Origin of the sequence: Streptomyces sp. NPDC079167 (assembly GCF_040686735.1) — a bacterium.
Classification (GTDB): Bacteria; Actinomycetota; Actinomycetes; order Streptomycetales; family Streptomycetaceae; genus Streptomyces.
The window spans coordinates 345,184-372,050 of record NZ_JBFBLO010000005.1 but is presented as its reverse complement, the minus strand read 5'-3'; the positions used below and the strand labels follow the sequence as shown (position 1 = coordinate 372,050).

Below are 26,867 nucleotides of genomic sequence, written 5' to 3'. Positions count from 1 at the left end.
TGTAACGGGCCGGGGGTCGCTCATCGCGGTCCGGCCGTCGGGGATCCCGGCCCGGTGGGCACGGCTTTCGAGACGCCGAAGAGAGCTGTCGGCCGACGCATCGCCGAGTTGATACGCCAGGGCGTTTCGACCCGTACGACCCGGCCCCTGGGACGGCCGGTCACGGGGCCTCGCAGCGGGCTGCGGCCCGCCCTGCGCCTTGCGTCCTCGGGGGCAGCTGCCAGATCTCGTCGATGGTGTCGCCGGTCAGTACCTCCCCGGGGTCGCCCGCTCCCCGCAGCCGGCCGTCCTGGAGCAGCAGGAGATGGCCTGCGGATCTGGCCACCTCGAGGTCATGGGTCGCCTGGACCACCGTCACTCCTTCCTCTGTCACTTCGGCCAGCACGTCGGCGATGAGCCGCTGGGCCGTGGCGTCGAGTCCGGTCGTGGGCTCGTCGAGCAGGAGCAGATCCGCTTCCTGGGCCAATCCCTGCGCGACGAGCGCGCGCTGGCGCTGTCCGCCCGACAGCTCTCCCAGTTGCCGATGGGCGAGGGCGCCGATGCCGAGCCTGTTCATGCTCGCCTCCACGGCGTCCCAGTCCCGCCGGGTCAGCCTCCGCCACGGGCCGCGGTGGCTCCACCTCCCCATCGCCACCGCGTCCCGGACCGTCAGTGGCAGCACATCGGCCGCCGTGCTGCGCTGCGTCACGAACGCCGCGCGCCTGTCCGTGCGGTGCTTCACCTCGCCTGCTGTTACCTGGATCACTCCGGCGATCACCCCGAGCAGTGTGGACTTGCCCGAGCCGTTCGGCCCGACCACCGCCGTGGTCTTCAACGCTGGTATGTCCAGGGTTAGTTGATGGAGTACTGCACGGTTCGGGTATCCGGCCGACACGTCGGCGAGCCCTACCTGTCGCTGCATCTTCCGAGCCTCTTCCCGTCACTTCTTTGTAGTGATAATCATTTTCATTGTAGTGTCCGGCAGCATGGAATGGTTGATGGGCCCCTTCGAGGTGACCTTTGTCCAACGGGCCCTGTGGGGCGGCGTACTCGTGTCGTCGATCTGCGCCCTGGCCGGCACGTGGGTCGTCCTGCGCGGTATGGCGTTCTTCGGGGACGCGATGTCGCACGGCATGCTTCCCGGGATCGCGCTCGCCTCGCTGCTGGGAGGCAACCTGCTCGTCGGCGCCGCTGTGAGCGCGGCCGTCATGGCGCTCGGCGTCAGCGTCGTCGGCCGGTCGCCCCGGTTGTCCCAGGACACCAGCATCGGCCTGCTCTTCGTGGGGATGCTGTCGCTGGGCGTGATCATCGTCTCGCGCTCGGAGTCGTTCGCGGTCGACCTGACCGGCTTCCTCTTCGGCGACGTGCTCGCCGTGCGTCCGGCGGACCTGGCCTACCTCGGAGGCGCACTGGTCATCGCGCTGGTGGTCTCCGTGCTCGGCTACCGGCCGTTCGTGGCGCTGGCGTTCGACGAGCGCAAGGCGCACACACTGGGGCTCCGGCCGCGCCTCGCGCAGGCGGCTCTGCTGGCCCTGCTCACCCTCGCCGTCGTCGCGTCGTTCCACGTGGTGGGGACTCTGCTGGTCTTCGGCCTGCTGATCGCGCCGCCCGCGGCCATGCTGCCGTGGGCACGCCGAATCCCGGTGATCATGGCCGGTGCCGCCTGCCTCGGGGCGAGCGCGACGTTCATCGGCCTGTTGCTCTCGTGGCACCTGCGCACGGCTGCGGGGGCGAGCATCGCCGCCACGGCAGTCGTCCAGTTCCTGATCTCCACCGCGGTCTCCGGCTTTCACCGCCGGTGGTCGCGGTCCACTCCCCCGGCCTCCACGACCGACCGCCCGCACATGGAATACGGACATCCGTCATGACACCCAGGAAAACCCGAACCGCCGCAGCTCTCTTCTGCGCCGCCCTCGTCAGCTCCGGGCTGCTCGTCGGCTGCCAGAGCGGCGGCGACGCGAAGTCACCCGCGAAGGCCTCTGCCTCCGCGGCGAAACCCCACGGGTACGTCGAGGGAGCCGAAGAGGCCTCCGAACAGCAGTCCCGGCTCGTTCTCGCAGACGCGGGCACGGGGGCGGTCAAGGTCCTGGACCTGGTCACCGAGGACATCACAGCACTCGGGGACAGAGAAGGCGTACAAGGTGTGCGCTCCGACGGGAGGTTCGCCTATCTGAGCTCAGGAGGCAGCACTCACGTCGTCGACACCGGTGCCTGGACGGTTGATCACGGCGACCACGTCCACTACTACCGTGCCGCGATCCGCGACGTCGCGGGGACCGTCGCGGCGACGGCCTCCGCCCGTGTCCACAGCGATCAGGCCGTCACGGCGGTCTCCTCCCCCGGGGACGGCACCCTGCTGTTCGACCGCAAACAGCTGGAGGGAGGCACCGTCCCCGGTGGCAGCGAGCTGACCGGTGCGGGCGGCGGGGCGGCCGTCCCCTTCAAGGAACATCTGCTGGTCGCCTCAGCGGGCGCCGGGGAGGAATCCGTCGAGGTGCACGCCCGCGACGGTTCGCGGGTCACCACGCTCAAGGAGCCGTGTGCCCAGGCCCGAGGCGAGGCGGTCACCCGCCGGGGTGTGGTGTTCGGCTGTGCCGACGGCGCGTTGCTGGTCAGCGAGAGCAAGGGCGTGTTCGACGCGGAGAAGATCCCGTACGGCACAGCGGTGACGGCCTCGGATCGGGCGGTCGAGTTCCGCCACCGGGCGGGCAGCACCACGCTCGCTGCCAGGTCGGGCGATGACGCCGCCTGGGTCCTGGACGTCACCGACCGCTCCTGGACACGCATCGCCACCGGCCCGGTCGTGGCCGCCAACACCGCGGGAGAGGGCTCTCCGCTGCTCGCGCTCGGCAAGGACGGTGCGCTCACCGCGTACGACATCGCCACCGGGAAGAGGCTCGCCCGCAAGGAACTCCTCCCGAAGGGGGCCGGGTCCGCCGTCATCGAGGTCGACACCACCCGGGCGTACGTCAACGACGCAGCGGCACGGAAGGTCTACGAGATCGACTACAACGACCGGCTCCGGCTCGCCCGGACCTTCCCGCTCGACTTCGCCCCGACATACATGGTGGAGACCGGCCGATGAAGACAGGTTCAACGACCGCGCGCCTCCTTGTGGCCTCCCTGGCCGGCGTACTGCTCCTCGGGGCGAGCGGCTGCTCGGGAGGTGGACAGGACCGCCCCTCGGTGGTCGTCACCACGAACATCCTCGGTGACATCACCCGCAACGTCGTCGGCGACGAGGCGGAGGTGACCGTGCTGATGCAGGCCGGCGCCGATCCCCACTCGTTCGGTGTCTCGGCCCAGCAGGCGGCGTCCATCGAACAGGCCGATCTGGTCGTCCACAACGGTCTCGGCCTGGAGGAGAACGTCCTGCGCCATGTGGAGGCCGCCGAGGAGGCCGGTGTCTCCACCCTTGCGGTCGGGGAATCCGTCGACCCGATCGCCTACACGGCGGGCGAGTCGGCCGACGAGGCGGACCCGCACTTCTGGACCGATCCCGAGCGGGTCCGCGAAGCCGTCGGGCTCATCGCGGACCAGGTCACCGAGCACGTACGGGGCGTCGACAGCACCGTCGTCGAGAAGAACGCGACCGCCTACGCTGCGCAGCTCACCGGACTGACCCGGTGGATGCGCGGACAGTTCGACGAAATCCCGCCCCGGCATCGCCAGTTGGTGACCAACCACCATGTCTTCGGATATCTGGCGCAGCGTTTCGGCTTCCGGATCGTGGGTGCGGTGATCCCGAGCGGGACCACGCTCGCCTCGCCGAGCGCCTCCGACCTCAAGTCCCTTGACACGGCGATCGAGACGGCGGGTGTGAAGGCGATCTTCGCGGACTCGTCGCAGCCCGACCGGCTGGCCCAGGTCCTGAAACGCGAAAGCGGCATCGAGGTCGATGTCGTGCCGCTGTTCTCCGAATCCCTCACCGCGAAGGGAAAGGGGGCGGCCACCTACCTGGAGATGATGCGCGCCAATACCAGGGCCATATCCAAGGGCCTGGGAGCCGAATAGCCACCTGTCGCCGTTCGTGGGCGACAGCTGAAAAGAGGAAAAGCACATGATGAAGCACGCAGTACGCCCGAGGGCAGCGGCTGCCGTGAGCGCCCTTGTGGGTGTCTCCGTCGCGCTCACCGGTTGCGGGGGCGGCGACGAGGGGTCCGCTGCCAGGACGACGGGCAAGGCGTCGGGTTCACCGGCGGCCCAGGTCGCGGAACCGGTCGTTGCGACGTACGACGGGGGCCTGTACGTCCTGGACGGGAAGACGCTGAAGCTCGCCGAGGACATACCGCTGGAGGGGTTCAACCGGGTCAACCCGGCGGGCGACGACCGCCATGTGATGGTCTCGACCGCGACCGGCTTCCGGGTACTGGACGCGGCGGGGCGAAAGCTCACCGACGTCGAGTTCGAAGGCAGCAAGCCGGGCCACGTCGTCCGGCACGCGGGCAAAACCATCCTTTTCGCCGACGGCACCGGCGTGGTCACGGTCTTCGATCCCGAGGATCTGGGCGGGACGAAGCCGAAGGCCGAGACGTACACCTCCGCCGCCCCGCACCACGGTGTCGCCATCCAGCTGGCCGACGGCAGGCTGGTGACCACGCTCGGCACGGAGGAGAAGCGTGTCGGCATCACCGTGTTGGACAAGGACCGCAAGGAGATCACCCGCAGCGAGGAGTGCCCCGGTGTCCACGGGGAGGCGGCCGCGCAGGGCGAGGCGGTCGTCATCGGCTGCGAGGACGGTGTCCTGGTGTACAGGGACGGCGCCATCAAGAAGGTGAAGAGCCCTGCTGAGTACGGCCGGATCGGCAACCAGGCCGGGTCCGACGAGTCGCCCGTGGTCCTCGGGGACTACAAGACGGACAAGGAAGCCGAGCTGGAGCGCCCGGAGCAGGTGTCCCTCATCAACACGGAGACGGGCAGGATGCAGCTCGTCGACATCGGTACGAGCTACACGTTCCGTTCGCTGGCACGAGGTCCGCACGGTGAGGCGCTCGTCCTGGGGACCGACGGCAGGATTCATGTCATCGACCCGGAGACCGGCAAGGTGACCAAGAGGATCTCCGTCCTGAACCCGTGGCAGGAGCCGCTGGACTGGCAGCAGTCCAGGCCGGCGCTGTTCGTGCGCGATCACACGGCGTACGTCACGGACCCGTCGAGCAGGAAGCTGCTGGCCATCGACATCGAGTCGGGCAAGCAGCTGGCCGCGACGGAACTGCCGAAGGCCCCCAACGAGCTGAGCGGTGTCAAGGGGCACTGACCTCCCGGCCTGCGAGGAGCGCGTTCCCGCCTGACGGCGGGGGCGCGCTCCGGTTCGCGCAGCGGGCCGAGCGGAGCGTGGACGAATCCTGGTCGCTGGTAGATTCGGTCCGACAATCCGTGCCGTCGAGGGGGCCGAGTTGCTCACACTGGCGGAGATCGCCGAGGAACCGCTGGTTCTCACTCACCACCTGGACCTGAGCTCCGGTGCGAGGGTCGTCTTCCGCCCTCTCACCCACGCCGACTGCGAGCGTCTGGCGTGCTTCCTCGAGGGCCTGTCACCTGAATCCAGGCGGCTCAGCACGTTCGGCGGTTACGGCATCGTGGCGGCCCGGGAACTGTGTGACGCCATCGCGCGGTACGACAAGCTCAGGCTGGTGCTCGAGGAAGTGCCGTCCTCCAGGATCGTCGGCCTTCTCGAACTCGGTCTCGCCCTCACCCCCTCCGACATCGCGCGCTACGGAGAAGCGGGCATCGATCTCACCGAGCTCACCGACTGCCGCTTCGGTCCCACCCTGGCCGACGACTACCAGGGACGAGGGGTGGGAACGCTCGCCCTGCCGCTCATCAGGGACGTCGCGCGGAAGCTCGGCAGGACGAGGATCATCCTGTGGGGAGGCGTCCTCGCCGACAACGCCCGCGCCATTCGCTATTACGAGAAGAACGGCTTCCGGCCGGTCGGGGCCTTCGTCGGCACGAACGGTTCGCTGTCGCTCGACATGATGCTGGATCTCCGCCCGATGCCGTGAGCCGGCCCGCCCGTCCGTCTCCGGCGCCTCAGCCGGGTCAGGTCAGGTCAGGCCTGACTCGATGGCGCGACGGACGGCGTCGGCCCGGTCACGGATTCCCGCTTTGGCGAACAGGTTGTTGATGTGGGTCTTGACCGTGGCCTCGCTGATGAACAGTTCCTCGGCGATCCCCCGGTTGGGAAGGCCCTGGCCGATCAGAGCCAGTACCTCGCGTTCGCGGGGTGTGAGGGTGCCGGGCAGTGACTGTCCCACCGCCGGCGTACCGGGCCTGACGGTGGCGAGCAGCCGGTCCTGGACCTCGCGGTCGAGCACGGACTGCCCGGCGGCGGCGGCCCTGATCGCCCGGGTGATGTCCCGGCGTCCCGCGTTCTTCGTCAGGTAGCCGCTCGCCCCGGCGCCCAGCGCGCCCAGGATCGAGTCGTCGTCGGCGAACGTGGTCAGCACGACCACGGCCACGTGCGGGTACTCCTCGCTCAGCCGGCGGGTTGCCTCGATCCCGTCCATCACGGGCATCCTCAGGTCCATCAGCACCACGTCCACCGGCCCGGCGGCGACCGCGGTCAGCACCTCGCTGCCGTCCGCGGCGGCCGCGACGACCTCGATGTCGTCGGACAGCCCCAGCACCGCGGCGAGCGGCTCCCGGACGGCGGCCTGATCGTCGGCCACCACCACTTTCAACGTCTGCGACTCGTCAACCGGTTCGCTCATCCCGGGATCACCGCCTCCACCTGCCAGCCGCCCTCGTCCGGTCCCTCGGTGACGGGGCGCGCCGTGAGGCTTCCGCCCAGCAGCGCGACCCGTTCACGCATTCCGATCAGCCCCATCCCGCTGCCGATTCCCGCGTTCACGGCACGGGTGGCGGGGCCGTTACGGATCCTCAGTGCGGTCGACGAAGCGTCGAAGGTCAGCGTCATGCCGACTTCTGCCCCGGGGGCGTGCCGGGCGGCGTTGGTCAGCGCCTCCTGTGCGATCCGCAGCAGATTCCGGGTCACCTGGACGGGCACCTCGCGGACGGCCCCGGTGACGGTGAGGACGTCACGGTGACCCGACGACTCGAGCAGCGCGGTCAGGCTCTCCAGCAGCGGCAGCGAGTCCTCGCGCAGGGCGTGGACGGTCCACTGGGCCTGTTCGAGGCTCTTCCTGACCAGACTGTGGGCCTTGTCGTTGGCTTCCCGGACCCTGTCGAGGTCACCGGTGTCGATCAGGGCGTCGGCCAGTTCCAACTGCATGTTGATCCCGGCCAGCGAGTGCGCCAGGACGTCATGCACGTCCCGGGCGATCCTGCCGCGCTCGGTCAGCACGGCGGTCGTGGCCTCGGCACGAGCGGCGCGTTCTGCTGATTCGGCCGCCGCGATCGCGGCCAGTACGGCCCGGCGCTGACTGCGGCTGACGATGCCGGCCAGGACCGGGACACCTGTGGCGAGACCGACGGCCCAGGGCAGCTCGTGGTAGCCGGGCCCGAGCCGGAAGTAGAGGAGTCCGCCGCAGAGCAGGCTGCAGATCCCCGCGAGAACGAGGGCCGGCCTGGTCTCGAGGCGGTATCCGATGTGGCCGGCGAGGAAGAACGCGAAGAGGTAGCTCGTCCCGCTGCTGCTGACACCGATGAGGGCGGCCGCGGCAACGATGCCGAGCGCCAGCCATACGAGAGCGAGGTGCCTGGAAACCTTGCTCTCGGGCAGGTGCCGGGCCGACAGCGCCACACAGTTGATCACGAAGAGGAGGGCGACGGCCAGACCTCGGCCGCTGAGTCCCATGGGCCGGATCGTCAGGATTCCGGCCACGACGACCGCGAGGGTGAGCAGCCATTGCACCCGCGGGTCCCGCGCGGGGATCCGCTGCGGGCCCGCCGCCCGCGCCGTGGCCTCTCCATGGGGCGGGACGCTCTCGGTTGCGGACACGGGCAGAACATATCGCATGGTCAGGCCGTACGTTCGAAGGCGGGCGCGGGGCGGGTGACCGTCCGGGACCGGCTCCGGAGGAAGATCGTGGCCAGGCGTGTGACCACTTCGGTGAGTGCCATCAGGACGAAGGCGGCCACCCATGCCTGGTCGCCGGTGATGTGGTGGGTGACGCTGAACCGTCCGACGTCGTCGGCGCCGCCGTGCTCGATCCAGAGCTGGAAGACCATTCGCGCTCCCATGCCGAGGACCCACAGGGTCGCCGACACCGCTCCCGCCTTGATCAGTACGTGCTCGCCGGCGGTCCGGAGCCGGGTGTGGATGCCGCCCGCTGTGCCGAGGGCGGCGCCCACCGCCATCAGGATGCCGATCAGCACGAGGTCGTTGCCCGCGGTGGGAATGGTGTCCAGGTACGCGTAGGCGACGAACGCCACGATCCCCAGGGGGATCAGGAAGGACTTGAGGTCGAGTCGGCCTTCCCTCAGTTGTCGGAAGACGACGAGGATGAGGACGATGTCGGTGATCCACTCGGTCGTTGTCATGCGTTCAAGAGTCCCGGGGCGGGGCTCGTAGCGCCTGGACCCACGGGTGGAACCGTGGGTGGAGTTCAGCCGCTCGGCGATGTCCACCCCACCGGGTTGTCCCTCGGCGGCAGGGGCCAAACGTCGTTCTCCGTGGCGTATACCACTTCACCGGGTGGATTGCCCGGAGGACCGCTCAGGGAAGCCATATGACGCCCAAGATCAGCTCGAAAGGTGGCATGCTCTCGTGACGCTCGTAGCGCCTCCCCCCATACCCAGAGCGGCGGGCTCCGTCCCGCTGCTGGGTCACGCGGTACAGCTCGTACGCGACAACCTCGGCTTCATCTCCTCACTCCGTGACGACTACGGCCCGCTGGTCGAGATCACGCTCCAGCCCGGCACCCGCACTGTGATCGTCCAGGACCCCGGCCTCATCCGCACCATGCTGACCGACCTCGGTCCCGGGCTCGACAAGGGACGCTTCTTCGAGAAGATGGGTCAGCTGCTGGGCGACTCCGTGGTCACCGCGTCGGGCCAGGAGCATGTCCGCAAGCGACGCCAGCTCCAACCCGCCTTCGCCCGGCCTGAGATCGCCCGCTACGTCGACATCATGCGTGGTGCGACGGCCACCGCCGTCGGCTCGTGGGCCCCTGGCCGTCAGCTCGACGTCCGTGAGGCCATGGTGGAGCTCTCCCTCGAGATGCTCGCGAAGACCGTCTTCGCCGGCAGTCTGGACGACGCGACGTTCCGTCAGTTGCGCAAAGACCTCTCGGTCGTCATGAACGGTGTCGGGGCGCGCGTCATGCTGCCCGACTGGGTGGAGAGACTTCCCCTGCCCTTCAACCGCCGGTTCACGGCCGCCAGGGACGCGGTTCGGGCCACCATCGACCACGCCGTGGCCGGACTCCAGGAATCGGGGCAGGAAACCGGTGACATGCTGTCCCTGCTGCTCCGCACCACGGACGAGGAGACAGGCCTTCCGCTGTCAGGTCACCAGATCAGTTCGGAGATCCTCACGCTGGCCGTGGCGGGCACCGAGACCACCGCCTCGGTCCTGGCCTGGGCGCTCTACGAGATCGCCCGGGACGCCGATGTCGAGGGAAGGGTTCTCGGCGAGCTCGACGCAGTCCTCGACGGCCGGCCGGTCACCTTCGAGGACCTCCCGCGTCTGCCCTACCTCGGGCGGGTCATCCGGGAGACGCTGCGGTTGCACCACACCGGCTGGCTCGTCACCCGCCGTACCGTCACCCGGACGCAACTGGGGCCTTGGTCCGTTCCCGCCGGCACCGAACTCGCCTACTGTCAGCACGCCTTGCATCGCGACCCGGCGCTCTTCCCCGACCCGCTCACGTTCGATCCGGACCGCTGGCTGGAAGAAGCGCAGGCCGAGGCCTTCACGCCGGGGGCGTTCCTGCCCTTCGGTGCCGGCAAGCACAAGTGCATCGGCGACCGGTTCGCCCTCACCGAGCTGGTCACCGCCATCGCGACGATCATCAGGCGAGTGCGGTTCGAGATCCCGGCGGACCGGACCGTCCGGCCCGTGGCACGGGCCACCGTGCGGCCCAGCACCCTGCTGATGACCGTGCACCGGCGAACCGGCTCCCCCGACCGGGACTGACCAGGCCGGCAGCTGTCCGAGCCGGCCGGGTCCGGGAACTTCCCGGGCCCGGCCGGCCGGGGCGCACGGTCTCCCGCGTGACGCCCGCACGCACGAGGCGGAGGTCCCCCAGCACCGGACGGTGCCGGTCCGCCGCCGCCCATGACGAGGCCGCAGCCGCCGGCCTACAGGGACGGCCGACGACAGCGATGCACCAAACGGGCCCTCAGTTCCATTAGCGCTGGCGATCTGTTACGGTTCCCGAGGAAGTTAACGGAACCATTTTCCCATTAGGAGTCGTCGTGGGCACCACATACGTACGTCGCGTCGCCGCACCCCTCATCGCCGGATCCCTCGCCTTCGGCATCCTGGCCGCCCCGGCCGAGGCCGCGCCCGTCACCTGGGCCGCAGCCTGGGGCGCCTCCCCTCAACTGCCCAGCACCGGCTTCACGCCCAACTGGTCCCAGGAAGGCTTCTCCCACCAGTCCGTACGCCAGGTCGTGCGTGTCACCAAGGGCGGCGACCTGGCCAGGATCAGGCTCTCCAACGCGTACGGGACCTCGCCACTGCACCTCACGGGGGCGGTGATCGCACGCACCGCCCGGGGCGCGGCGGTCGAGCAGGGTTCCGTCCGCCACCTCACCTTCAACGGGGAACGGTCGACGTGGATACCGGCTCATGGGGGACTCCGTAGCGATGCGGCCGAACTGAGCCTGGAGAGCCTGGAGTCGGTAACCATCACGCTCTACTTCGCGGGCACCACGGGCCCAGCGACCTTTCACTCCCAGGGCTGGGCCGACACATACCGGGCAGAAGGTGATCACCGGGCCGACACGACGGGCACCGCCTACACCGGCAGGACCCAGTCCTGGTACTACCTCTCCGGCGTCGAGGTCGGCGGCGCGGCGGACGCGCGCCCATCAGGGGCGGCCCGGAAGTACGCCCGAGGCGCGGGCGACGGGGGCGGTGTCGCCGTCTTCGGCGACTCCATCACCGACGGCTTCGGCTCCACGCCCAACACGGACCGGCGCTACTCCGACGCACTCGCCGAACTGACAGGGCGGCCCGTAGTCAACCAGGGCATCGGCGGCAACCTTCTGCTCAACGACTCCGCCTGGTTCGGTGAGCGTTCCACGGCCCGCTTCGGGCGTGACGTCCTGGACCAGCCGGGCATCTCCACGGTCGTCATCCTCGAAGGGGTCAACGACATCGGCTTCAGTGAAGCCGCCAAGGGGCCGAATCCGCCCGCCACCTACAAGCCCGCACCCGTGGTGTCGTCCCGCCAGCTCATCCGCGCCTACCGCATGCTGATCGCCGCCGCGCACGACAAGGGCCTCGAAGTCGTCGGGGCCACTCTGCTGCCCTTCAAGGGCTCGGACCACTGGGGCCCGCACGCGGCACAGGTCAGCAACGAGGTCAACGACTGGATCCGGCGCTCGGGCGAGTTCGACGCGTACGTCGATCTCGACCGGGCACTCGCCTCGCCCTCGGACCCGGACCGTCTCGATTCCGCCTACGCCTACAAGGACGCGCTGCACCCCAACGACGCGGGCTACCGGGCGATGGCGAACGAGGTGGCCGCCGTCCTGGAGAGGTGACACCGCGGTGCTGGGCCGGGTCCTCGCGCACCGTCTCGGCCCACAGGCGACCGGTCACCGGGGACGGAGCCTGGAGTCTTCGAGGAGACGGGCCAGGCGCTGGCCGCCGGCCGAGTTGGGCGGCCCCCGGCTGCGGGCCGGTGGACCATCGCCGCCGGCCAAGAAACCACCTCCTCGTACGCCCCGGGCCCTCGACGGCGGTGAGTGTCCCGGCACACAGTGCCCGGCGCGGAGCGTACGGACGAGAGGGCACGCGAGTGGCCCGTGCCCTCCTCGGCGGCCGGGGCACGGCCGCCGGCGACATCGGGGGTGAGCCGCCCGACGCCGTGACGGGTGATCAGAGGTCGCTGTCGATCCCGGTGACGGCGGGCGGACCCAGCGGCGCGTCCTCTGCGGAGTAGCCCGCCTCCCGCAGGGCCGCCGACACGAGGCGCACCGCGTCCATTTCCGCCTCGTACCGGTCCGGTGCATCGACTTCCAGCCGAATGGAGAAGGTGGCGTCATCACCGAGGCTGAGCAGGTCGAGGCCTTCCCTCTCGCTCACGTCCGTGTGCCGGGCACTCAGTTTGTGCTCCAGGGAAGCACGGCGGGATTCCGTGATGTCCGTGACGAATGTGCCGGGCACGGTGATCACAAATGTGGTCATGACAGCTCCTCAAGGATCGCGATCGTTCCACGTCCCTTGCGGATACCCGTGATGTGCCGCGGTCACCGGGGACGCCGAGCACCCAGCGCTCGCGTGCGCCTGCCGGGCGACGGGACCATCCGTACGATGCCGCGGACGAGTGTGTCGGTCAGGTCGTCGGACGGTGCGTCGCTTCCGTGTGTCAGCAGCCGGGCGAGGGTGTGCACCAGAGCGGGCGACGCCATGACACGGCGGCTGAGGAGCGGCCGGTATCCGTAGCGTGCGAGCACCAGTTCGGCGACGGTGTTGCCGAGCCGGTAGTAGCGTCCCCAGCGGCGGTTCACCTCGCTCGCGTACTGATCCAGAGCCTGTTCGCGCCCGGGGCCGGCCGGCCGGTGCAGGGCGAGAGCGACGGTTTCGGCCGCGACCTCGCCCGCTTCCATGGCCTGGACGATGCCCTCACCGCTCCATGGACTGACCATGCCCGCGCTGTCACCGACCAGGAGCAGCCCACGACGGTACTGAGGTCTGCGGTTGAACCCCATGGGCAGCGCGGCGCTGCGCAGCGGCGAATCGGCGTGCTCCTCCCGCAGATCCCAGTGCTGGGGCACCCGGGTCAGCCAGCGGTCCATGGTGGCCCGCAGGTCCACGGATCCGTGGCCGCGGTGCGGGAGGGCGCCCAGGCCGACGTTCACGCGGCCGTCGCCGAGCGGGAAGATCCATCCGTATCCCGGCAGGTCGCGGCCGGTACGGGAGCAGAGCAGGTCGGCCCAGAGCTCCAGGTAGGGGTCATGGGTGCGGGCCTCGCTGCGGTAGTAGCGGCGAGCGGCGGTGGCCATCGGCCTGTTCGGGTCGCGCTCCAGCCCCATGGCGAGGGCGGTCCGGGCGGAGGCGCCGTCCGCGGCGATCACCACGGGCGCGTGGTAGTTCGTCGGCTGCTTGTCGGCTCCCGCGACCGTACTCACCCCGATGATCCGGCCCGCACGGTCGGTCAAGGGGCCCGTCGCCTTGGTCTCCAGGCACAACCGCGCGCCGGCGGCCACGGCCTGCCGGGCGAGGATGTCGTCGAAGTCGTGGCGGGAGCGGGTGAGACCGAAGTCCGGGTGGCTGCCGGAGCGAGGCCAGTCGATGTGTACCTGGCGCCCTCCGCAGACCCATCGCATGCCTTTGGTGCGCATCCAGCCGGGAGCGTCGATGTCGACGCCCATGCGCACCAGCTGCTGCACCCCTCGCGGTGTGAGACCGTCACCGCACACCTTGTCCCGGGGGAAGCGGCCCTTCTCGAGCAGCAGTACGTCGACGCCGGCCCGTGCCAGGTGGAGCGCCGCGGCCGATCCCGCGGGTCCCGCGCCCACCACGATCACCTGTGCCCGGTGATCGCCGCCCGTCACACCGTCGTCTGACTCCACGTGCTGACTCCTCCATGAGCGGGGCGGTGCCGGCGAGTTGGGCGTGTGCGAGACACCAGGCCCCCGGATCGTGCTGTCCGGGGGCCTGGGCGATCTCGACCTGCGCGTCAGGCAGTCGTGATGTTCTCCGCCTGCGGGCCCTTCTGGCCCTGGGTGACGTCGAAGGTGACGGCCTGGCCTTCCTGGAGCTCACGGAAGCCGGTCGCGTTGATGGCGGAGTAGTGAGCGAAGACGTCCGGCCCGCCGCCGTCCTGCTGGATGAAGCCGAAACCCTTTTCGGCGTTGAACCACTTGACGGTTCCGCTGGCCATGCTGGTGCCTTCCCTTTGATATCCGGATCCGCACCTCGCGGTCCCGGGGGTGTCGTGGGTCCGCACCGATACAGCGAAGCGCCCGCACCGAAGCGCGGGCTGGTACGGCGAACCACGACATCTGGCGATGACGCTACATGGCGAAACCGGCCCCCACCAGAGAGCAACGGCGCTATGTGTGCGTCCGGCTGGCTACGCTCACTCCTACGGAGCGTTCTGGGCGTGCACCGTGGACGTGTGTGTCACCGGACGGCTCACGGCGACGCGCCACGCACGATGCACGTCCGGCGCCTCGTGGTCGCTTTCCCCGAGGCACGACTTCGGGCCAACATCGCGGGGACACCGCAGGCGCGGAAGGCCGCACACCTACGGCCCGGCGCCCCGGCCTTCCGCGTTCCAGCCCACGGACGAGCCCCGTATTTGTGGCAGTTCGGTATCCGCTGAGGGGTTACCTACGTCGATGTCGGTAGCATCAGCCGCCATAGGTATTCGAGACACCCAGCGAAGGACGAGGACTGCATGTCCGAAAACACTCCTACATCCGGCATCAGCGCGGACTACGCCCAGCGGATCACCGACGATCTCGCGGCGAACCGGAACGAGCAGGACCGGACGCGCGCCGAACTGACCCGACTGCAGGACGAGCTCGTCCAGTTGGAGGAGGGTGAGCGCATCCTGGTCAAGATGCAAGAGGTGCTCGGCGGCGCCGGGGAGCCCGCCGCACGCAAGTCCAAGGCGGGCAAGGAGGCGGCTTCCGTCCCGGCCGCGCGGCGCTCCAAGGGGAAGGCCGCGGTGAAGAAGAGCGGCAGCGGTTCGAAGCCTCGGGCTGAACAGAAGCCGGTCGCCTCCGACCGGAGCGCGGCGCCCAAGAAAGCCGGGGAGCCGACGTGGCGCGAGTTGGTCACGGGGTATCTCGCGGATCAGCGGGAGCCGAGGTCCGCGGCAGAGGTGGCAGCCGCCCTGAGCGAGGCGCATCCCCAGCGGACGACCCAGGTCACCGTGGTGCGCAACACGCTTGAGCAGGGGGTCGCGCACGGGCTGCTGGAGCGCTCCAAGCAGGGCCGCTCCGTCTACTACAGCCCTGTCTCCGCCGCGGCCGTCAGCGGCGCCGGCGCTGCTGCCGAGTAACCGCGGGTCAAGGGCTGGGGGCCCGCGGGGTCCAGCACGTGCATCCACGGCGTTGTCGTCGAAGCGGCGGCCGGAGAGGCGCGCCTCACCCCCGCCTCCCGGCTGCCCCGTCCCCGAGTGACTCCCAGGCCGTCGCTGCGGAGAGGCCGTCGCCGCGGAGAAACAGAAGCCTCGCCCGGATACGGCCGGCCCGACCCGGGAAACGTGTACCGCACAGATTAGGGAGTGTACGTTCGTACGCTTGGGCTGTAGGGTCCCCGTATGACTGTCGACGCGCCGAGCCGGCCCGCCCTGGCCGAGCGGCAGGCCCGGGTAGCCGTTGCCGTGCTGTTCTTCACCAACGGGGCCCTCTTCGCCAACCTGCTGCCGCGATATCCGCAGATCAAAGCCGACCTGGACATGAGCAACGCCGTGTACGGGCTGGCCGTCGCGGCGTTCCCGGCGGGGGCCATCGCCGCCGGTCTCGCGGCGGGCGCCGCCATCCGCAGGCTGGGTTCGGCGCGGGCGGCGGTGCTGGGCACCCTGCTGACGGGTGCGGGCATTCTCGCCGCAGGGCTGGCCGACTCGGTCGTACTCTTGGCTGGAGCGCTGTTCCTGGCCGGCGCCATGGACGCCGTCACCGATGTCGCGCAGAACGCCCATGGGCTGCGGGTGCAGCGCCGGTACGGGCGCTCCATCATCAATTCCTTCCACGCGATCTGGTCGATCGGCGCCGTCACCGGAGGGTCCATGGCCGCCGCCGCGATCGCGCTCGGTCTCTCGAGGGGCCAGCACCTGACGATCTCCGCTGTGGTGTTCGCGGTCGCGGCGTGCGTCGCCCTGCGGTACTGCTTGTCCGGCCCGGAGAGTGAGCCGGCTCCTGCTCCGGAGGCCGGCGGCCGTGTGGACCGCGCGCCGGGCCATGAGGCGACGGCCCGGCGGCGCACCGTCTACGTGCTGGCTGCCCTCGTGCTCATCGCGACGGCAGGAACCCTCGTCGAGGACGCGGGCAGTTCCTGGGCGACGCTCTACCTCTCCGGGTCCCTGCACGCCTCGGTCACTCTGGCCGCCTTCGGCTACATCGCCCTGGTGGGGGCCCAGTTCATCGGCCGCATCGTCGGCGACCGGCTTGTCGACCGGTTCGGCCAGCGCACCGTGGCGCGGGCAGGCGGTCTGATCGCGGCAGCCGGCATGGGCCTCGCGCTTGCGGTGCCCTCGGTGTCCGGCACCATCCTGGGTTTCGCCGCGGCCGGGTTCGGGGTGGCGACACTCGTACCCGCGGCCATGCACGAGGCCGACGAACTGCCGGGCCTCAAGCCCGGATCGGGGCTGGCGATCGTCTCCTGGCTGATGCGTCTGGGCTTCCTGGCCTCGCCCCCGGTCGTCGGGCTGGTCACCGACGCCACGAGTCTCCGTGTCGGCCTCCTGGTGGTGCCACTCGCCGGGCTGCTCGCGCTCCTCTGCGCCGGTGTGCTGCGGAACGGGCATGCGAGCAGCCGGTCCCGCACGTAGCCGGTCCGCCTCCGACCGGCGTCGTCAGTGACGCGGCGCCGGGTACGCCCTGGGCAGAGGCATGCCACGAGCGGCCATGATGTCCCGTACGCGGTCGGGATAGTCGGTGATGATTCCGTCGACGCCCATGTCCATGAGCGCCTCGACGGTGGCCGGGTCGTCACAGGTCCAGGGGATGACCTCCAGTCCGCGCCGGTGCGCGTCCCGGATCATCTTCCTGTCGGGGTAGAACCGGAAACCGGGATCCGCGACTGTCCCGTTCTGCGGGAATCCGTAGTTCGGGGACAGCGCGGTCACACCGGGGACTGACGCGGCTGCCCGCACGAAGTCACCGTCGTAGTCGTCGGCGTCGATGCCGCCGAGCCAGGGGGAGGCGCCGGGCTTCCCCACTTCGAGGAAGTCGTGGTTCGTCAGCGCCACCAGAGGGTAGGCGGGCGCGATCTCGTGCATCTCCTTGAGCGCCCCCCAGTCGAAGGACTGGACGGACACCTGCCCGCCGATGCCGGAACGGCGGATCTCCTCGTGAACGCGGCGCACGAACAGCTTGCGCGGGGCGGTCTGCTCCGGCGCTCCGGCCTCCACCTTCGTCTCGATGTTCAGCTTGAGCCGCTTCGCGCCGTAACTCTTCACCAGGTCGAGGACATCCTTCAGTTCCACCATGCGGTGGCCCTTGATCTGTTCCTGCTCAGGGAAGCCGGGCAACTGCTGGAAGCCGCAGTCCATGCTCCTGATCTGCGCGAGTGTCAGGTCCTTGATGTACTTGCCGACATACGGGTACATCGGGTCACCGGGTGTGAGCGGACCGGTGTCCTCGCACTTCTGGGCGCTTACCTGTCGGTCGTGAGTCACCACCACCTTCCGGTCCTTGGTGACCTGGGTGTCCAGCTCCAGAGTGCTGACACCCATGCGTATCGCTTTGGCGAAACCCTCGATGGATGCCTCCGTGGTCAGACCGAGGCCTCCCCGGTGGGCCTGCAGGTCGAAGGCGGCCCTGTGAACCGGTTCGTGCTTGTGGGGGGCCGTGGCCGCCTGCGCGGTCGCCGGGACGGCGAGCGCGGGCAGAAGGGCCAGGCCGGCGACTGCGTGCCTCAGGGACATGTGTGCCTCGTCTGTTGCGTCGGACCGGACGCCGCGAAGCCAATCCTGGGGATCCGGCCCGCACAAGGCCCCACAGCATGGAAATCATGAACGTACGCGTAACGGTCCCTTCCGGGGAAGCCTCGGGCTGCTCTTCACGGCGCCGCCGTCCGGGTGATTCCTGACCTGCGGGGAATAGCGGGTACAGGTGGGTGTTGGCATCACCATGACTTCTGAGACGCATGAGACATTCGGCCGGGTCGGCATCTGGAGCGGTGCGCTGCACGCGTCACGTACGGACGACGCGGGCAGGGGCGCGATCACGGAAGCGGTCGCCGAGCTCGAAGAGCTGAAGTACGGCACTCTCTGGATCGGGGGCAGTCCCTCGGTCGACGACGCCGCGGCTGTTGTCGCCGCCTCCCGCACGGTCACCGTGGCCACCGGCATCCTGAGCATCTGGGACCACTCCGCCGAGGAGGTGGCTGCCGGCATCGCCGAGATCGAAGCGAGCGCGCCCGGACGGCTGGTGCTCGGCCTGGGCGTCAGCCACGGCCCGATGGTGCCGCAGTACACGAAGCCGTACAGCGCGATGGTCGCCTATCTCGACGCGCTCGACGCCGCGAACCCACCGGTGGGCCCGCGGCGCCGGGTCCTCGCCGCGCTCGGCCCGAAGATGCTGAAGCTCGCCACCGAGCGCGCGCTGGGAGCACACCCCTACCTCGTCACCGCGGAGCACACCGCGGAGGCGCGTACGGCACTCGGACCCGACGCGTTGCTCGCCCCGGAACTCTCGGTGGTCCTCGACACCGACACCGACCGGGCCCGCACCACCGCACGGAACATGCTGGCGATGTATCTCCAGCTGCCCAACTACACGGACAACCTGCTGCGCCTGGGATTCGCGGAGAGCGACTTCGACGGCGGCGGCAGCGTACGTCTCCTCGACGCGCTCTTCGCCCTGGGTGACGCCGGGCGTGTGAAGGCCCGTACCCAGGAGTACCTCGACGCCGGCGCCGACCACGTCGCACTCCAGGTCCTCACCGCGGACGGGGGTGGCAGCGGCCTGCCGCGGGCCGAATGGCGTGAGCTGGCAGAGGCGTTCGGCGACGAGCTGTAGGGGCCGCCTTCGCGAGAGACACCGCGCGCACGGGGTCACAGGTCCCGGCGCATGCAGACCCTTGGCCATCGGTCCAGGCCGTGAGCGGCCTCCTCCCGTCGGATTTCCCGCAGGCCGGGGCCGATCTGGCTGTCGTCGAGCGGGTGGAAGCCGCAGCGCGCGTAATAGGGCGCGTTCCAGGGGACCTCGGCGAACGTGGTGAGGGTGAGGGCAGGCGCGCCGTCGGCCGAGGCGTGACGGGCCAGGTGGGCCAGCAGCCCGCGGCCGACGGCGCGACGCGCCTGATCCGGGTGGACCGACACCTGCTCGACGTGGAGGTTCCCGTCCACGCGTTCAGCGATGAGGTAGGCCACTGGAGCGTCCGCCTCATCGACGGCGACCCAGGCCGTCCCGTTCCTCAGGTAGCGCGCCAGTTCACCGACCGGTAGTGGCTCGTCCTCGGCGATCTCGGGCATGCCGATGTCACGGAAGCACTGTCCGGCGGCTCGCTCGATGTCCTGGAGCAGCGGAAGCTCGTCGATGTTCACGGGGCGGATACGCATGAGGACATCGTCCTCGCCTGCCCGGGGCGGCCCCCGCGTGGGCCGCCCCGGGCAGGCGAGAACACCGGGCGGCCCGGCCCTCATCGTCGGCCGGCACGCCGGCCGTTTCCGATGCCCGCGACGTGCAGGGCCAGCGCGATGAGGCCGATGAGCATGACGTTCGTCGAGGCGAAGATGTCATTCGTCGCGATGTCGGCGGCGTTGATCAGAAAGGCGATGAAGAACAAGACCGCCGCGGCTATACCCAGCATGATGTTGCCCCTTCCGTTGTTGGAACACATGTGCCCCCGCATCCCTGGATCAGGCGGGGGTGGAGGCGAGGTAATCGTTGACAAAACGGAACGTCGCTCCATATTGTGAACGGAACGACGCTCCGGTTCAGCAGCGCTGAGCCGGACGCCTCAGCCCGCCCACGCCCGGCCGAACCGAACCCGCGGCGGGGACGTTGTGTCGATATCGAATGGACATGCAGATGAGTGATTCAGCCCGAGCCGCGGACGCATTCGGCTCCCCCGCCCCCGTCCTGTCGGTCAGTCCGGTGACGCTGCCGGCTCCGGGACGCGCCGTGGACCTGGAGGTGCGGGTCTCCGTACCCGTGACCGGGAGTGGCCTGCCGGTCGTCCTCCTCTCACACGGGCAGGGCCCGTCGAACCACCTCTCCTCACTGAACGGTTACGCCCCTCTGGCCAACTTCTGGGCGGCGCACGGGTTCGCCGTGATTCAGCCGACGCATCTGAGTTCGAGGACACTGAGCCTGGATCCGGAGACCCCCGGCGCACCCCTGCACTGGCGTTCGCGGGCCGAGGACATGAGCAGCGTCCTCGACCAGCTCGACGCGATCGAGACCGCCGTCCCGCAACTCCTCGGACGACTGGACCGGACCAGGGTCGCCGTGGTCGGGCACTCGATGGGCGGGCATACCGCGAGCGTGCTGCTGGGAGCCCGGATCACCGACCCCGAAGACGGAGCGGAAGTGGCTCTGGCAGATCCCCGGATCAGGGCGGGAGTACTGCTGGCGGCACCCGGCAGGGGCGGGGACGCCCTGACCGATTACGCGGCCGAGAACCTCCCCTTCGTTTCGACCACGGACTTCTCCACGATGACGACGCCTACACTCGTGGTCGCGGGTGAGAAGGACTCTTCGCCGCATCTGACCGTCCGGGGCCCGGAATGGCACACAGATGCGTACGCCCACTCATCGGGTCCCAAGGCACTGCTCACTCTGTTCGACGCGGAGCACGCGCTCGGCGGGGTCTCCGGATATGACGTCGCCGAGACCACGGACGAGAGCCCGGAGCGGGTGTCCGCGGTCCAGCGGCTCACCTGGGCCTACCTCCGCACCCAGCTCTACGCCGGGGACCCGGCGTGGCAGGCGGCGTGTGAAGCGCTGACGACCGGCCCTCACGCGTTCGGACGGGTCGAAACCAAATAGGACCCGGGCCTGCCCTTCCGGGGCGACCGGCCGGCGGAGGCTGAGGACCGTCGCTCTCGCCCAGCAACACACCCCGGGACATCAGGAGTTACGGCGATCGCCGCCCTAGCCGCCTCCGGGCAACGACCGGCTGAGGGTGTCTGGAGGGCCGCGTCGGCCGATGCCCACGCATGGCTCTGCTCAGCCGGTCTCCCGCAGCAGCTTGCGGCGTTCGCCGCGCTTGGGATGACGGACAGTCACTCCGCCCATCCCACATGTGCCGGTCAGCCGGATCAGGGGTGTGCCCGGGAGCTTCCGGTCCGTCGTCCTGTTCCGCAGGCCGGCCAGACCGGGGTCCAGCTCCCCCACCTCGACCACCCAGCCGTCAGGGACCACGATCTCGACGCCACCGGCCTGCCCGTCCACCTCGATCTCCACCACGCGCAGCCGGCACTCGACCCGGGTGAAGTCGATCTTGACGCTGCCCATGCCGCCGTACGCCTTGATCTGCCCGGGTACACGCCACGCCCCCTCCCGCACGGCGCCGGCGACGCCACCTTTCAGCAGCAGCGGCTGAGCCGGCGCCAGGGCGGGCAGCAGATCGGCGGTGAGCGGCGCCAGCTCGTCGTGCGTCCTGGCGGCCAGGGCCACTTCCAGCCGCGCCCCCAGCTCGTCGAGGTCGATGCGGCCGTCGGCCGCCGCATCCTGCAACTCCGCCACCACGGCTTCGCGGTCCGCGTCGGAAGCGCGCAGGGGGACGGGATGTGAGGGCTCAGCGCTCATGCTGCCGATGATAACGAGTGCATGACCGGTGAGGTACTGCGGGCGCACACGAGCAGGGCCGAGGCGGGAAGTCGAACCGGCGCCCGCCCTCACCGCGATGGGAGGCGTCCGGCTCAAGGACTGTCCGCCTCCCAGGCCCAGCGTCCGGGATCGCCGGTCACGGGCCCGTACACCGCGCGTCCTCCCGCACCGAACTTCCCGAGCTCCGTGCCCAGCGCGGCCCCCACGGCGAGACGCTCCTCGGACCAGCCGGTCACATCCAGGAGCAGCCCGTCCAGCGGGCCGCCGATCAGTTCCACGTAGACGTGCCCGGGCCGCGGCCCCGGGTCGGGGTCGTCGTGGTCGGCACCGTAGACGCGGCGTCTCATCAGTTCGTCCATGGCTCCAGCATCACAGCCACCACCGACAATTCCCCCCGGCACGGGACCGACCGCGGCGCACCGGTCTCATGCGGAAGCCGTGGGCAGCGGGCCGTGTGCTGCTGGGCGCGGACGCGCAGCGTGGGGCGGTACCGGCCGCCGCTCACGTCGTGTGGCAGCGTGGAGGCGCGCCCTTTGGATCATGGGGTTCACCGTCACGGGGAGGGCGCAGCACGAGACAGAGGAGAGAACATGTCGAAACCTCCGCTTCCCGAGGCCGCGGTGGCAATGCTCCGTAAGCCGAACCCGGCTGTGATCGCCACCCTTCGCTCTGACGGGCAGCCGGTGTCCACGGCCACCTGGTACCTCTGGGAGGACGGCCGGGTGCTGGTCAACATGGACGAGGGGCGCAAGCGCCTCGACCACGTACGCCGGGATCCCCGTGTCACCCTGACGGTGCTCGACGACTCCGACTGGTACACCCATGTGACCCTGATCGGGCGCGTCGTCGAGATGAGCGACGACGAGGGCCTGGCCGGCATCGACCGGCTGTCCCGGCAGTACCTCGGCCAGCCGTACGCGGACCGCGAGCGTGCTCGGGTCAACGCCTGGATCGAGATCGACCGCTGGCACGGCTGGGGCGGCTTCCGGGACAGCTCCCAGGCTGCTACCTAGGATCTTCGCCCGGGGCGTCAGGGCCCGGGCCGGGAGTCGCTCCGGGTACCGGCGCCGGGGCCCCGGCGGAGTAAATGGTCGAAGTGCGGGCCTTGCTGGCGTTTCGGCGTGCGATGCGGCTGCCTCGTGGGTGACGGTGGACCTCCAGGCACACAGGCTGCTGAGGAGGCTCCATGAACTGGACACTCGAGGTCGTCCCGATCCCTGTCACCGACATGGACCGGGCGAAGGCGTTCTACTCGGAGAAGGCCGGCTTCACCTTGGACCTGGACGACGAGGTCGCCCCCGGTATGCGCATCATCCAGATGACGCCGCCGGGTTCGCGGTGTTCGATCGCCATGCTCCAGGGGATGCCCGCCTTCCCCGGGGAGAAGGTGATGGCTCCCGGAACTCTGCAGGGTCTCCAGGTCTGCGTGACGGACATCGAGGCGGCACGTGAGGAGTTGGTGGGCCGGGGCGTGGATGTCTCCCCCATCCGGCATGTCGGTGCGACGGGCTGGGAGGAGGGCAAGGGGGACACCTGGAATTCGTTCATGTCCTTCGCCGATCCGGACGGCAACGGATGGGTGGTCCAGGAGGCGCCCTCCGAACTGTCGGCCCGCTAGGCACCTCGCCGGGGCGACCGCGTGTCCGTCCGCCCCGCACCGGAGCGGGTTCGCGACGTCGCCCGCCTCGCCCACGTCAGGCGTAGGGATCGAAGGGGATGCCGGCCGGTAGGGCCTTTTGCAGATGGGCGGCGAAATTCCCGTCCTTGAGGCCGAGGACCGCGCTCCCGAAGTCCGCCTGGACCAGCTTGTCCCGCAGGCCGGCCGGGTAGCCGTCCCAGCCGACGAGGGCCGGGAACCGCCACTCGCCGTAGTGGTTCTCCGGCGGCTCGTCGTTGGCGTTCGCGGGGCGGAAGCAGTGGGTGCTCGCCCCGTCCTTGTGATAGACGATCTTCGGATGGGTTCCGTCCCACCGGATCCGGTCACCGGCGTGGACGTCGAAGTCGCCGTGGGCGGAGGTTGACACGTAGCGGGCCTCGTTGTTCCGGACCCACACCACGACGTGCTCCCAGTCGTGCCGGTGTCCGCCGAGCCCGCTGCCGGCCACTGCCTGGTCCTTCTCGAAGTAGAGCCCGTACATGACGGCGCACCACCCGTTGTTGCACATGGAGCGGGCGTAGCCGTTGGTGTTGTCCAGATCCACGGCGTCACGGCAACTTCCGTTGACCGCGCCGGTGGTGTTGAGACCGGGGGCGATCGTTCCGTCGGGGCCGATCGCCGGTGTGGGGTAGCAGCCGTCGGTGTCGTAGTCGTACGCCGGCTGGAACGCCTGCTCCATCGCGGCCGCGTTCGCGGGCAGCGCGGCCGGCGGTGCGGCGAGCGCACTGCTCGCGGAGGTGATGACCAACGCGACGGCACTGGTCAGGACAAGTGCTGCTTCACGGATCGGTGCGCTGCTTCTCACTGCGTCCTCCCGGTCGGCGCGTGAACGTGGGGGGCACGCGCGCACTACGCATGACATGCCCATCACAAGCACATCGAACCCTGGGGGTTCACCGGGTCATGCGTCGAAGGGCGACGCCTCAGCTCCTGCGCCCACCACGGGCGGCCGTCGCCCCGGGTGTGCCGGCCTGGGCGGCCTTGCCCGGGCGCAGGGTCCACGGCACCGGATCGGTGTTCATCAGCCAGCCCTCGGCGATCAACCGGCGGATGACGTAAATGCGAAGCTCCCGTGACATCTTCCCCCAGCCCATCGCTCCGCAGAGTTGTTTGACGGAGGGTCCGTGACCGTGCGCGGCACGGAAGGCTGCGGCGAACTCCGCGGCGGCCGGCCCCTGGTCGGGGTACTTGGCCTCCCAGGCCGCGTAGGCCGCGCGTACCTTCTCCTCGAACTGGGCGGGAACCGCCGTGCGCATGAAGGCCTCCGAGACCCTGGCCGTGGTCAGGGAGCACTCGGGGCAGGCCTCAACCGCTTCTACGTGCCGCCGCAGGGCCACGCTCGCCCGGTCCTTCCACGCGTCCCAGCTCAGCCGCTCCGCCTCCGGCTCCTCGCGGGCCCTGGGCGGGGTGTCGGACGGAGGGCGCATTCCGGACGTGTGCCGGACGGCTTCGGAGAGCAGATACCGCTCACCGTCCAACTCGCACAGGAACCCCTTGGCGAGCAGTTCGGGCAGGGCGGCCCGGCAGTCCTCGGGCAGGTGGGCCGGCAGCGTGCCGTGCTCGTCGGCCGGACCGTGGGCGGCCAGGAACAGTGCGGCCAGTCGTGCGGCGGTCGAGGTCTTCTTGACCGGTTTGACCGCCATGGTCCGGGCCGTCCAGCCCGACACCCTGGACCGCATCACCTTGCCGAAGGGCAGCCGGGTGTCCGGCCGGTCCGTGAGGTCCGGCACCGCTACGGCCACGGGTGTGACCATGTCCTCGCCGAGCAGGGCCTCCTGCCCCCGCCAGCCCAGTGCGGCCAAGGAGGTGACGGCGCCCTCGGGGTCGGAGAGCCGCAGCGAACGCAGGTCCTGCCCGGTGAGGTTGCCGATTCCACGCCGGACCGCCCGGATGGAGACGACGACCGCGAGAAGCTGCGCATCGGCTCCCCGCAGCGGCAGCGAGCCCACATAGGCCATGAGCGCGCGGGCGGCTTCTCCCTGTCGGGGCGTCAGCAGGAAGGGCTTCGGCTTCACCACCGGCGCGGCAGGGACGTTGGGCGGGCTGGAGAAAGATGCGGGCACGCCCTGTACAACGCGCGCGAACGGCCGAAGTCACCGTTCGCACTGAAGTACGTGCCCAGCTGTCCACCGGTAAACGATATGAACGCAATCGCGGGGCCCCTGGCGGATCTCCGGGGCGTGGCTAGCATCGGCCGGCATGCAGCGGAGCGAAGAGCCAGGAGGCAGTACCGTGTTCGCCTTTCCCATGAAGCGGCTGAAGCCGCGTTCCCGCAGGGTGCTGTCCGCGGTGACGGCGGGCTGTGTCGCGGGGATGCTCGCCGCGGGCGTCATCGGCCCGGCCCGGCCGGCGGCCGCGACGCCCGGCACGGTCGCCTGCCCGGCGGACCTGGCGGCGAAGGCCACGTGCTACGCCGGCCAGGACTCCCACGGCGCCCACTACACCGTCGCCATCCCCCACACCTGGAACGGAACGCTGGTCATACACGCCCACGGCGGGCCCGGGCTGGGCGACGAGTCGGACCCGCAGCGCAGCGGTGACGACCTCGAGCGCTGGTCGGTCATGGTCGACGAGGGCTACGCCTGGGCCGGTTCGGCCTACCGTCGCGGCGGATACGGGACGAGGATGGCGGCCGCGGACACGGAGAGTCTGCGCCGGCTGTTCACGGAGCGGTTCGGACGCCCGAGCACCACGCTGATCCACGGGCAGTCCTGGGGCGGGAACGTGGCGGCGAAGACCATCGAGATGTACGGCGGCTCCCGCTCGCCCTACGACGGCGCGCTGCTCACGAACGGTGTCCTCGCGGGCGGCTCCCGCGGCTACGACTACCGGGTGGACCTCCGTGTCGTCTACCAGTACTACTGCCAGAACCACCCACGCCCGTCCGAGCCCTCGTACCCCCTCTGGATGGGGCTCCGCGAGGACTCGGCCATGACCGGGGCGGGCCTGCGAGCCAGGCTTCAGGAGTGCACGGGTCACGCCTCGCAGCCCGCGGACCGGACTCCCCTCCAGCAGCGGAACCTGGACGACATCCTCGCGGTCACGAAGATTCCCGAACGGACCCTCGAATCGCACCTCTCCTTCGCGACCTTCACCTTCCGCGACATCGTCCGGCGAGTCGGTCTGCGCAGCCCTTTCGGTAACCAGCACGTGCGCTACAGCGGCTCGCACGACGACGCGGCACTGAACGCCGGGGTCGAACGGTTCTCCGCCGACGCCTCGGCGCGGCGCGACCTGTCGTACGACAGTGATGTGACCGGGGCGGTGTCCGTCCCGGTGCTGACCATGCACGCCATCGACGACCCCACCGCCTTCGTCGAGCACGAGGCGGCGTACCGCGACAGTCTGGAGGGCGCTCACCGCGACCGTCACCTCGTGCAGACGTTCACCCAGGAGGGCGAGCACAGCGGTCTCAGCGCGTCGGAGTACGCCACGGCGGTCTCAGCGCTGTCCGGGTGGGTACGGACGGGCCGTAAGCCGACTCCGTCGTCCGTCGCGGCCTCCTGCCCCGCCTTCGACGCCGAGCACGGGACCGGATGCTACTTCCGGCCTGACCATCGTCCCGCCTCCTATGCCTCGCGGGTTGCTCCCCGTGCGGGGGCGACCCACTGGCCGGCGATGACGAGGGCGCAGGAGAGGAGGTGGAGCCGCCTCGGAGACGTGGGGATCGCACCCTGAGCCCGTGAGGCGGGACGTT

General features: G+C 70.0%; 28 protein-coding genes. 14 read left to right on the top strand and 14 right to left on the bottom strand.

The window, feature by feature from the left end; all coding sequences use genetic code 11:
• Positions 1 to 160: 160 nt before the first annotated feature.
• On the bottom strand, positions 161 to 901 hold the full coding sequence (gene aztA / locus AB0P41_RS13675) for a zinc ABC transporter ATP-binding protein AztA (protein WP_356706852.1): 741 nt from the start codon (positions 899 to 901) through the stop codon (positions 161 to 163).
• Between the two features lie 64 nt (positions 902 to 965).
• Here aztA and aztB point away from each other — a divergent pair, with 64 nt between their 5' ends.
• The 5 genes from aztB to AB0P41_RS13650 all read left to right on the top strand — a co-directional run bounded on the left by aztB (position 966) and on the right by AB0P41_RS13650 (position 5,984).
• A complete protein-coding gene (gene aztB, locus AB0P41_RS13670; RefSeq protein WP_365931981.1) occupies positions 966 to 1,847 on the top strand; it encodes a zinc ABC transporter permease AztB in 882 nt (293 codons plus the stop codon).
• Positions 1,844 to 3,064 carry a hypothetical protein gene (locus AB0P41_RS13665; protein WP_356706856.1) on the top strand — a complete coding sequence of 407 codons (1,221 nt, stop codon included), beginning with the start codon at positions 1,844 to 1,846 and terminating at the stop codon, positions 3,062 to 3,064. Before aztB ends, AB0P41_RS13665 begins: the two co-directional genes overlap by 4 nt.
• Positions 3,061 to 3,993 (top strand): zinc ABC transporter substrate-binding protein AztC, encoded by a 933-nt coding sequence (gene aztC, locus AB0P41_RS13660; RefSeq protein WP_365931979.1) that lies wholly within the window; start codon positions 3,061 to 3,063, stop codon positions 3,991 to 3,993. The genes AB0P41_RS13665 and aztC overlap by 4 nt, the downstream gene beginning before the upstream one ends.
• 49 nt (positions 3,994 to 4,042) lie before the next feature.
• Positions 4,043 to 5,236, top strand: coding sequence for a zinc metallochaperone AztD (gene aztD, locus AB0P41_RS13655; RefSeq protein ID WP_365932128.1), 1,194 nt, complete (start codon positions 4,043 to 4,045; stop codon positions 5,234 to 5,236).
• Positions 5,237 to 5,375: 139 nt separating this feature from the next.
• Entirely contained in the window at positions 5,376 to 5,984 is a 609-nt protein-coding gene (locus AB0P41_RS13650; protein ID WP_365931977.1) for a GNAT family N-acetyltransferase, read from the top strand.
• 42 nt (positions 5,985 to 6,026) lie between these two features.
• Here the strand turns inward: AB0P41_RS13650 and AB0P41_RS13645 are convergent, their stop codons facing one another.
• From AB0P41_RS13645 to AB0P41_RS13635, 3 genes are read right to left on the bottom strand one after another with little or no spacing between them, the layout of a single operon-like run.
• Positions 6,027 to 6,692: a response regulator transcription factor gene (locus AB0P41_RS13645; RefSeq protein ID WP_365931975.1), complete on the bottom strand. Its 666-nt coding sequence runs from the start codon at positions 6,690 to 6,692 to the stop codon at positions 6,027 to 6,029.
• On the bottom strand, positions 6,689 to 7,900 hold the full coding sequence (locus AB0P41_RS13640; protein WP_365931973.1) for a histidine kinase: 1,212 nt from the start codon (positions 7,898 to 7,900) through the stop codon (positions 6,689 to 6,691). Before AB0P41_RS13640 ends, AB0P41_RS13645 begins: the two co-directional genes overlap by 4 nt.
• Positions 7,901 to 7,902: 2 nt before the next feature.
• Entirely contained in the window at positions 7,903 to 8,424 is a 522-nt protein-coding gene (locus AB0P41_RS13635) for a hypothetical protein (protein WP_365931970.1), read from the bottom strand.
• A 226-nt stretch (positions 8,425 to 8,650) separates the two neighbouring features.
• On the opposite strand from AB0P41_RS13635, the gene AB0P41_RS13630 reads away from it, so the two are divergent.
• Both AB0P41_RS13630 and AB0P41_RS13625 read left to right on the top strand, forming a co-directional pair.
• Complete coding sequence (locus tag AB0P41_RS13630; RefSeq protein WP_356706867.1) at positions 8,651 to 10,021, top strand: cytochrome P450; 1,371 nt, start codon at positions 8,651 to 8,653, stop codon at positions 10,019 to 10,021.
• A gap of 281 nt (positions 10,022 to 10,302) precedes the next feature.
• Positions 10,303 to 11,598, top strand: coding sequence for a GDSL-type esterase/lipase family protein (locus AB0P41_RS13625; RefSeq protein ID WP_365931967.1), 1,296 nt, complete (start codon positions 10,303 to 10,305; stop codon positions 11,596 to 11,598).
• Between the two features lie 337 nt (positions 11,599 to 11,935).
• Here AB0P41_RS13625 and AB0P41_RS13620 read toward each other — a convergent pair whose 3' ends face one another.
• The 3 genes from AB0P41_RS13620 to AB0P41_RS13610 all read right to left on the bottom strand — a co-directional run bounded on the left by AB0P41_RS13620 (position 11,936) and on the right by AB0P41_RS13610 (position 13,943).
• Positions 11,936 to 12,244, bottom strand: a complete 309-nt coding sequence (locus AB0P41_RS13620) for a hypothetical protein (protein ID WP_356706871.1) — start codon at positions 12,242 to 12,244, stop codon at positions 11,936 to 11,938.
• 62 nt (positions 12,245 to 12,306) lie between these two features.
• Positions 12,307 to 13,632 carry a geranylgeranyl reductase family protein gene (locus AB0P41_RS13615; RefSeq protein WP_365931965.1) on the bottom strand — a complete coding sequence of 442 codons (1,326 nt, stop codon included), beginning with the start codon at positions 13,630 to 13,632 and terminating at the stop codon, positions 12,307 to 12,309.
• Between the two features lie 107 nt (positions 13,633 to 13,739).
• Positions 13,740 to 13,943 carry a cold-shock protein gene (locus AB0P41_RS13610; RefSeq protein WP_014158060.1) on the bottom strand — a complete coding sequence of 68 codons (204 nt, stop codon included), beginning with the start codon at positions 13,941 to 13,943 and terminating at the stop codon, positions 13,740 to 13,742.
• Positions 13,944 to 14,462: 519 nt separating this feature from the next.
• On the opposite strand from AB0P41_RS13610, the gene AB0P41_RS13605 reads away from it, so the two are divergent.
• The gene (locus AB0P41_RS13605; protein ID WP_356706875.1) at positions 14,463 to 15,071 is read left to right on the top strand and encodes a hypothetical protein; all 609 of its coding nucleotides are present in this window, start codon (positions 14,463 to 14,465) and stop codon (positions 15,069 to 15,071) included.
• 261 nt (positions 15,072 to 15,332) lie between these two features.
• Complete coding sequence (locus AB0P41_RS13600) at positions 15,333 to 16,562, top strand: MFS transporter (RefSeq protein ID WP_365931962.1); 1,230 nt, start codon at positions 15,333 to 15,335, stop codon at positions 16,560 to 16,562.
• Between the two features lie 24 nt (positions 16,563 to 16,586).
• Here the strand turns inward: AB0P41_RS13600 and AB0P41_RS13595 are convergent, their stop codons facing one another.
• The gene (locus tag AB0P41_RS13595; RefSeq protein WP_356706879.1) at positions 16,587 to 17,660 is read right to left on the bottom strand and encodes a glycerophosphodiester phosphodiesterase family protein; all 1,074 of its coding nucleotides are present in this window, start codon (positions 17,658 to 17,660) and stop codon (positions 16,587 to 16,589) included.
• Positions 17,661 to 17,865: 205 nt separating this feature from the next.
• Here AB0P41_RS13595 and AB0P41_RS13590 point away from each other — a divergent pair, with 205 nt between their 5' ends.
• Positions 17,866 to 18,756: an LLM class F420-dependent oxidoreductase gene (locus AB0P41_RS13590; protein ID WP_365931960.1), complete on the top strand. Its 891-nt coding sequence runs from the start codon at positions 17,866 to 17,868 to the stop codon at positions 18,754 to 18,756.
• A gap of 35 nt (positions 18,757 to 18,791) precedes the next feature.
• Here the strand turns inward: AB0P41_RS13590 and AB0P41_RS13585 are convergent, their stop codons facing one another.
• Entirely contained in the window at positions 18,792 to 19,298 is a 507-nt protein-coding gene (locus tag AB0P41_RS13585) for a GNAT family N-acetyltransferase (protein ID WP_365931957.1), read from the bottom strand.
• 80 nt (positions 19,299 to 19,378) lie between these two features.
• Entirely contained in the window at positions 19,379 to 19,549 is a 171-nt protein-coding gene (locus tag AB0P41_RS13580) for a hypothetical protein (RefSeq protein ID WP_356706885.1), read from the bottom strand.
• A 221-nt stretch (positions 19,550 to 19,770) separates the two neighbouring features.
• On the opposite strand from AB0P41_RS13580, the gene AB0P41_RS13575 reads away from it, so the two are divergent.
• On the top strand, positions 19,771 to 20,730 hold the full coding sequence (locus AB0P41_RS13575) for an alpha/beta fold hydrolase (RefSeq protein WP_365931955.1): 960 nt from the start codon (positions 19,771 to 19,773) through the stop codon (positions 20,728 to 20,730).
• A 180-nt stretch (positions 20,731 to 20,910) separates the two neighbouring features.
• On the opposite strand, the gene AB0P41_RS13570 is transcribed toward AB0P41_RS13575, so the two are convergent.
• Entirely contained in the window at positions 20,911 to 21,492 is a 582-nt protein-coding gene (locus AB0P41_RS13570) for a DUF1707 domain-containing protein (protein ID WP_365931954.1), read from the bottom strand.
• Positions 21,493 to 21,605: 113 nt separating this feature from the next.
• Positions 21,606 to 21,872, bottom strand: coding sequence for a hypothetical protein (locus tag AB0P41_RS13565; protein WP_356706891.1), 267 nt, complete (start codon positions 21,870 to 21,872; stop codon positions 21,606 to 21,608).
• A gap of 231 nt (positions 21,873 to 22,103) precedes the next feature.
• Here AB0P41_RS13565 and AB0P41_RS13560 point away from each other — a divergent pair, with 231 nt between their 5' ends.
• Positions 22,104 to 22,526 (top strand): PPOX class F420-dependent oxidoreductase, encoded by a 423-nt coding sequence (locus tag AB0P41_RS13560; protein ID WP_356706893.1) that lies wholly within the window; start codon positions 22,104 to 22,106, stop codon positions 22,524 to 22,526.
• Between the two features lie 173 nt (positions 22,527 to 22,699).
• Complete coding sequence (locus tag AB0P41_RS13555) at positions 22,700 to 23,131, top strand: VOC family protein (RefSeq protein WP_356706895.1); 432 nt, start codon at positions 22,700 to 22,702, stop codon at positions 23,129 to 23,131.
• Positions 23,132 to 23,207: 76 nt separating this feature from the next.
• On the opposite strand, the gene AB0P41_RS13550 is transcribed toward AB0P41_RS13555, so the two are convergent.
• Together AB0P41_RS13550 and AB0P41_RS13545 are read right to left on the bottom strand one after the other, a co-directional pair.
• Positions 23,208 to 23,975, bottom strand: a complete 768-nt coding sequence (locus AB0P41_RS13550; protein WP_365931951.1) for an NPP1 family protein — start codon at positions 23,973 to 23,975, stop codon at positions 23,208 to 23,210.
• A 118-nt stretch (positions 23,976 to 24,093) separates the two neighbouring features.
• Positions 24,094 to 25,233 carry a hypothetical protein gene (locus AB0P41_RS13545; RefSeq protein ID WP_356706899.1) on the bottom strand — a complete coding sequence of 380 codons (1,140 nt, stop codon included), beginning with the start codon at positions 25,231 to 25,233 and terminating at the stop codon, positions 24,094 to 24,096.
• 184 nt (positions 25,234 to 25,417) lie between these two features.
• On the opposite strand from AB0P41_RS13545, the gene AB0P41_RS13540 reads away from it, so the two are divergent.
• Entirely contained in the window at positions 25,418 to 26,848 is a 1,431-nt protein-coding gene (locus AB0P41_RS13540; protein ID WP_365931949.1) for a hypothetical protein, read from the top strand.
• The last annotated feature ends 19 nt before the right edge of the window (positions 26,849 to 26,867 follow it).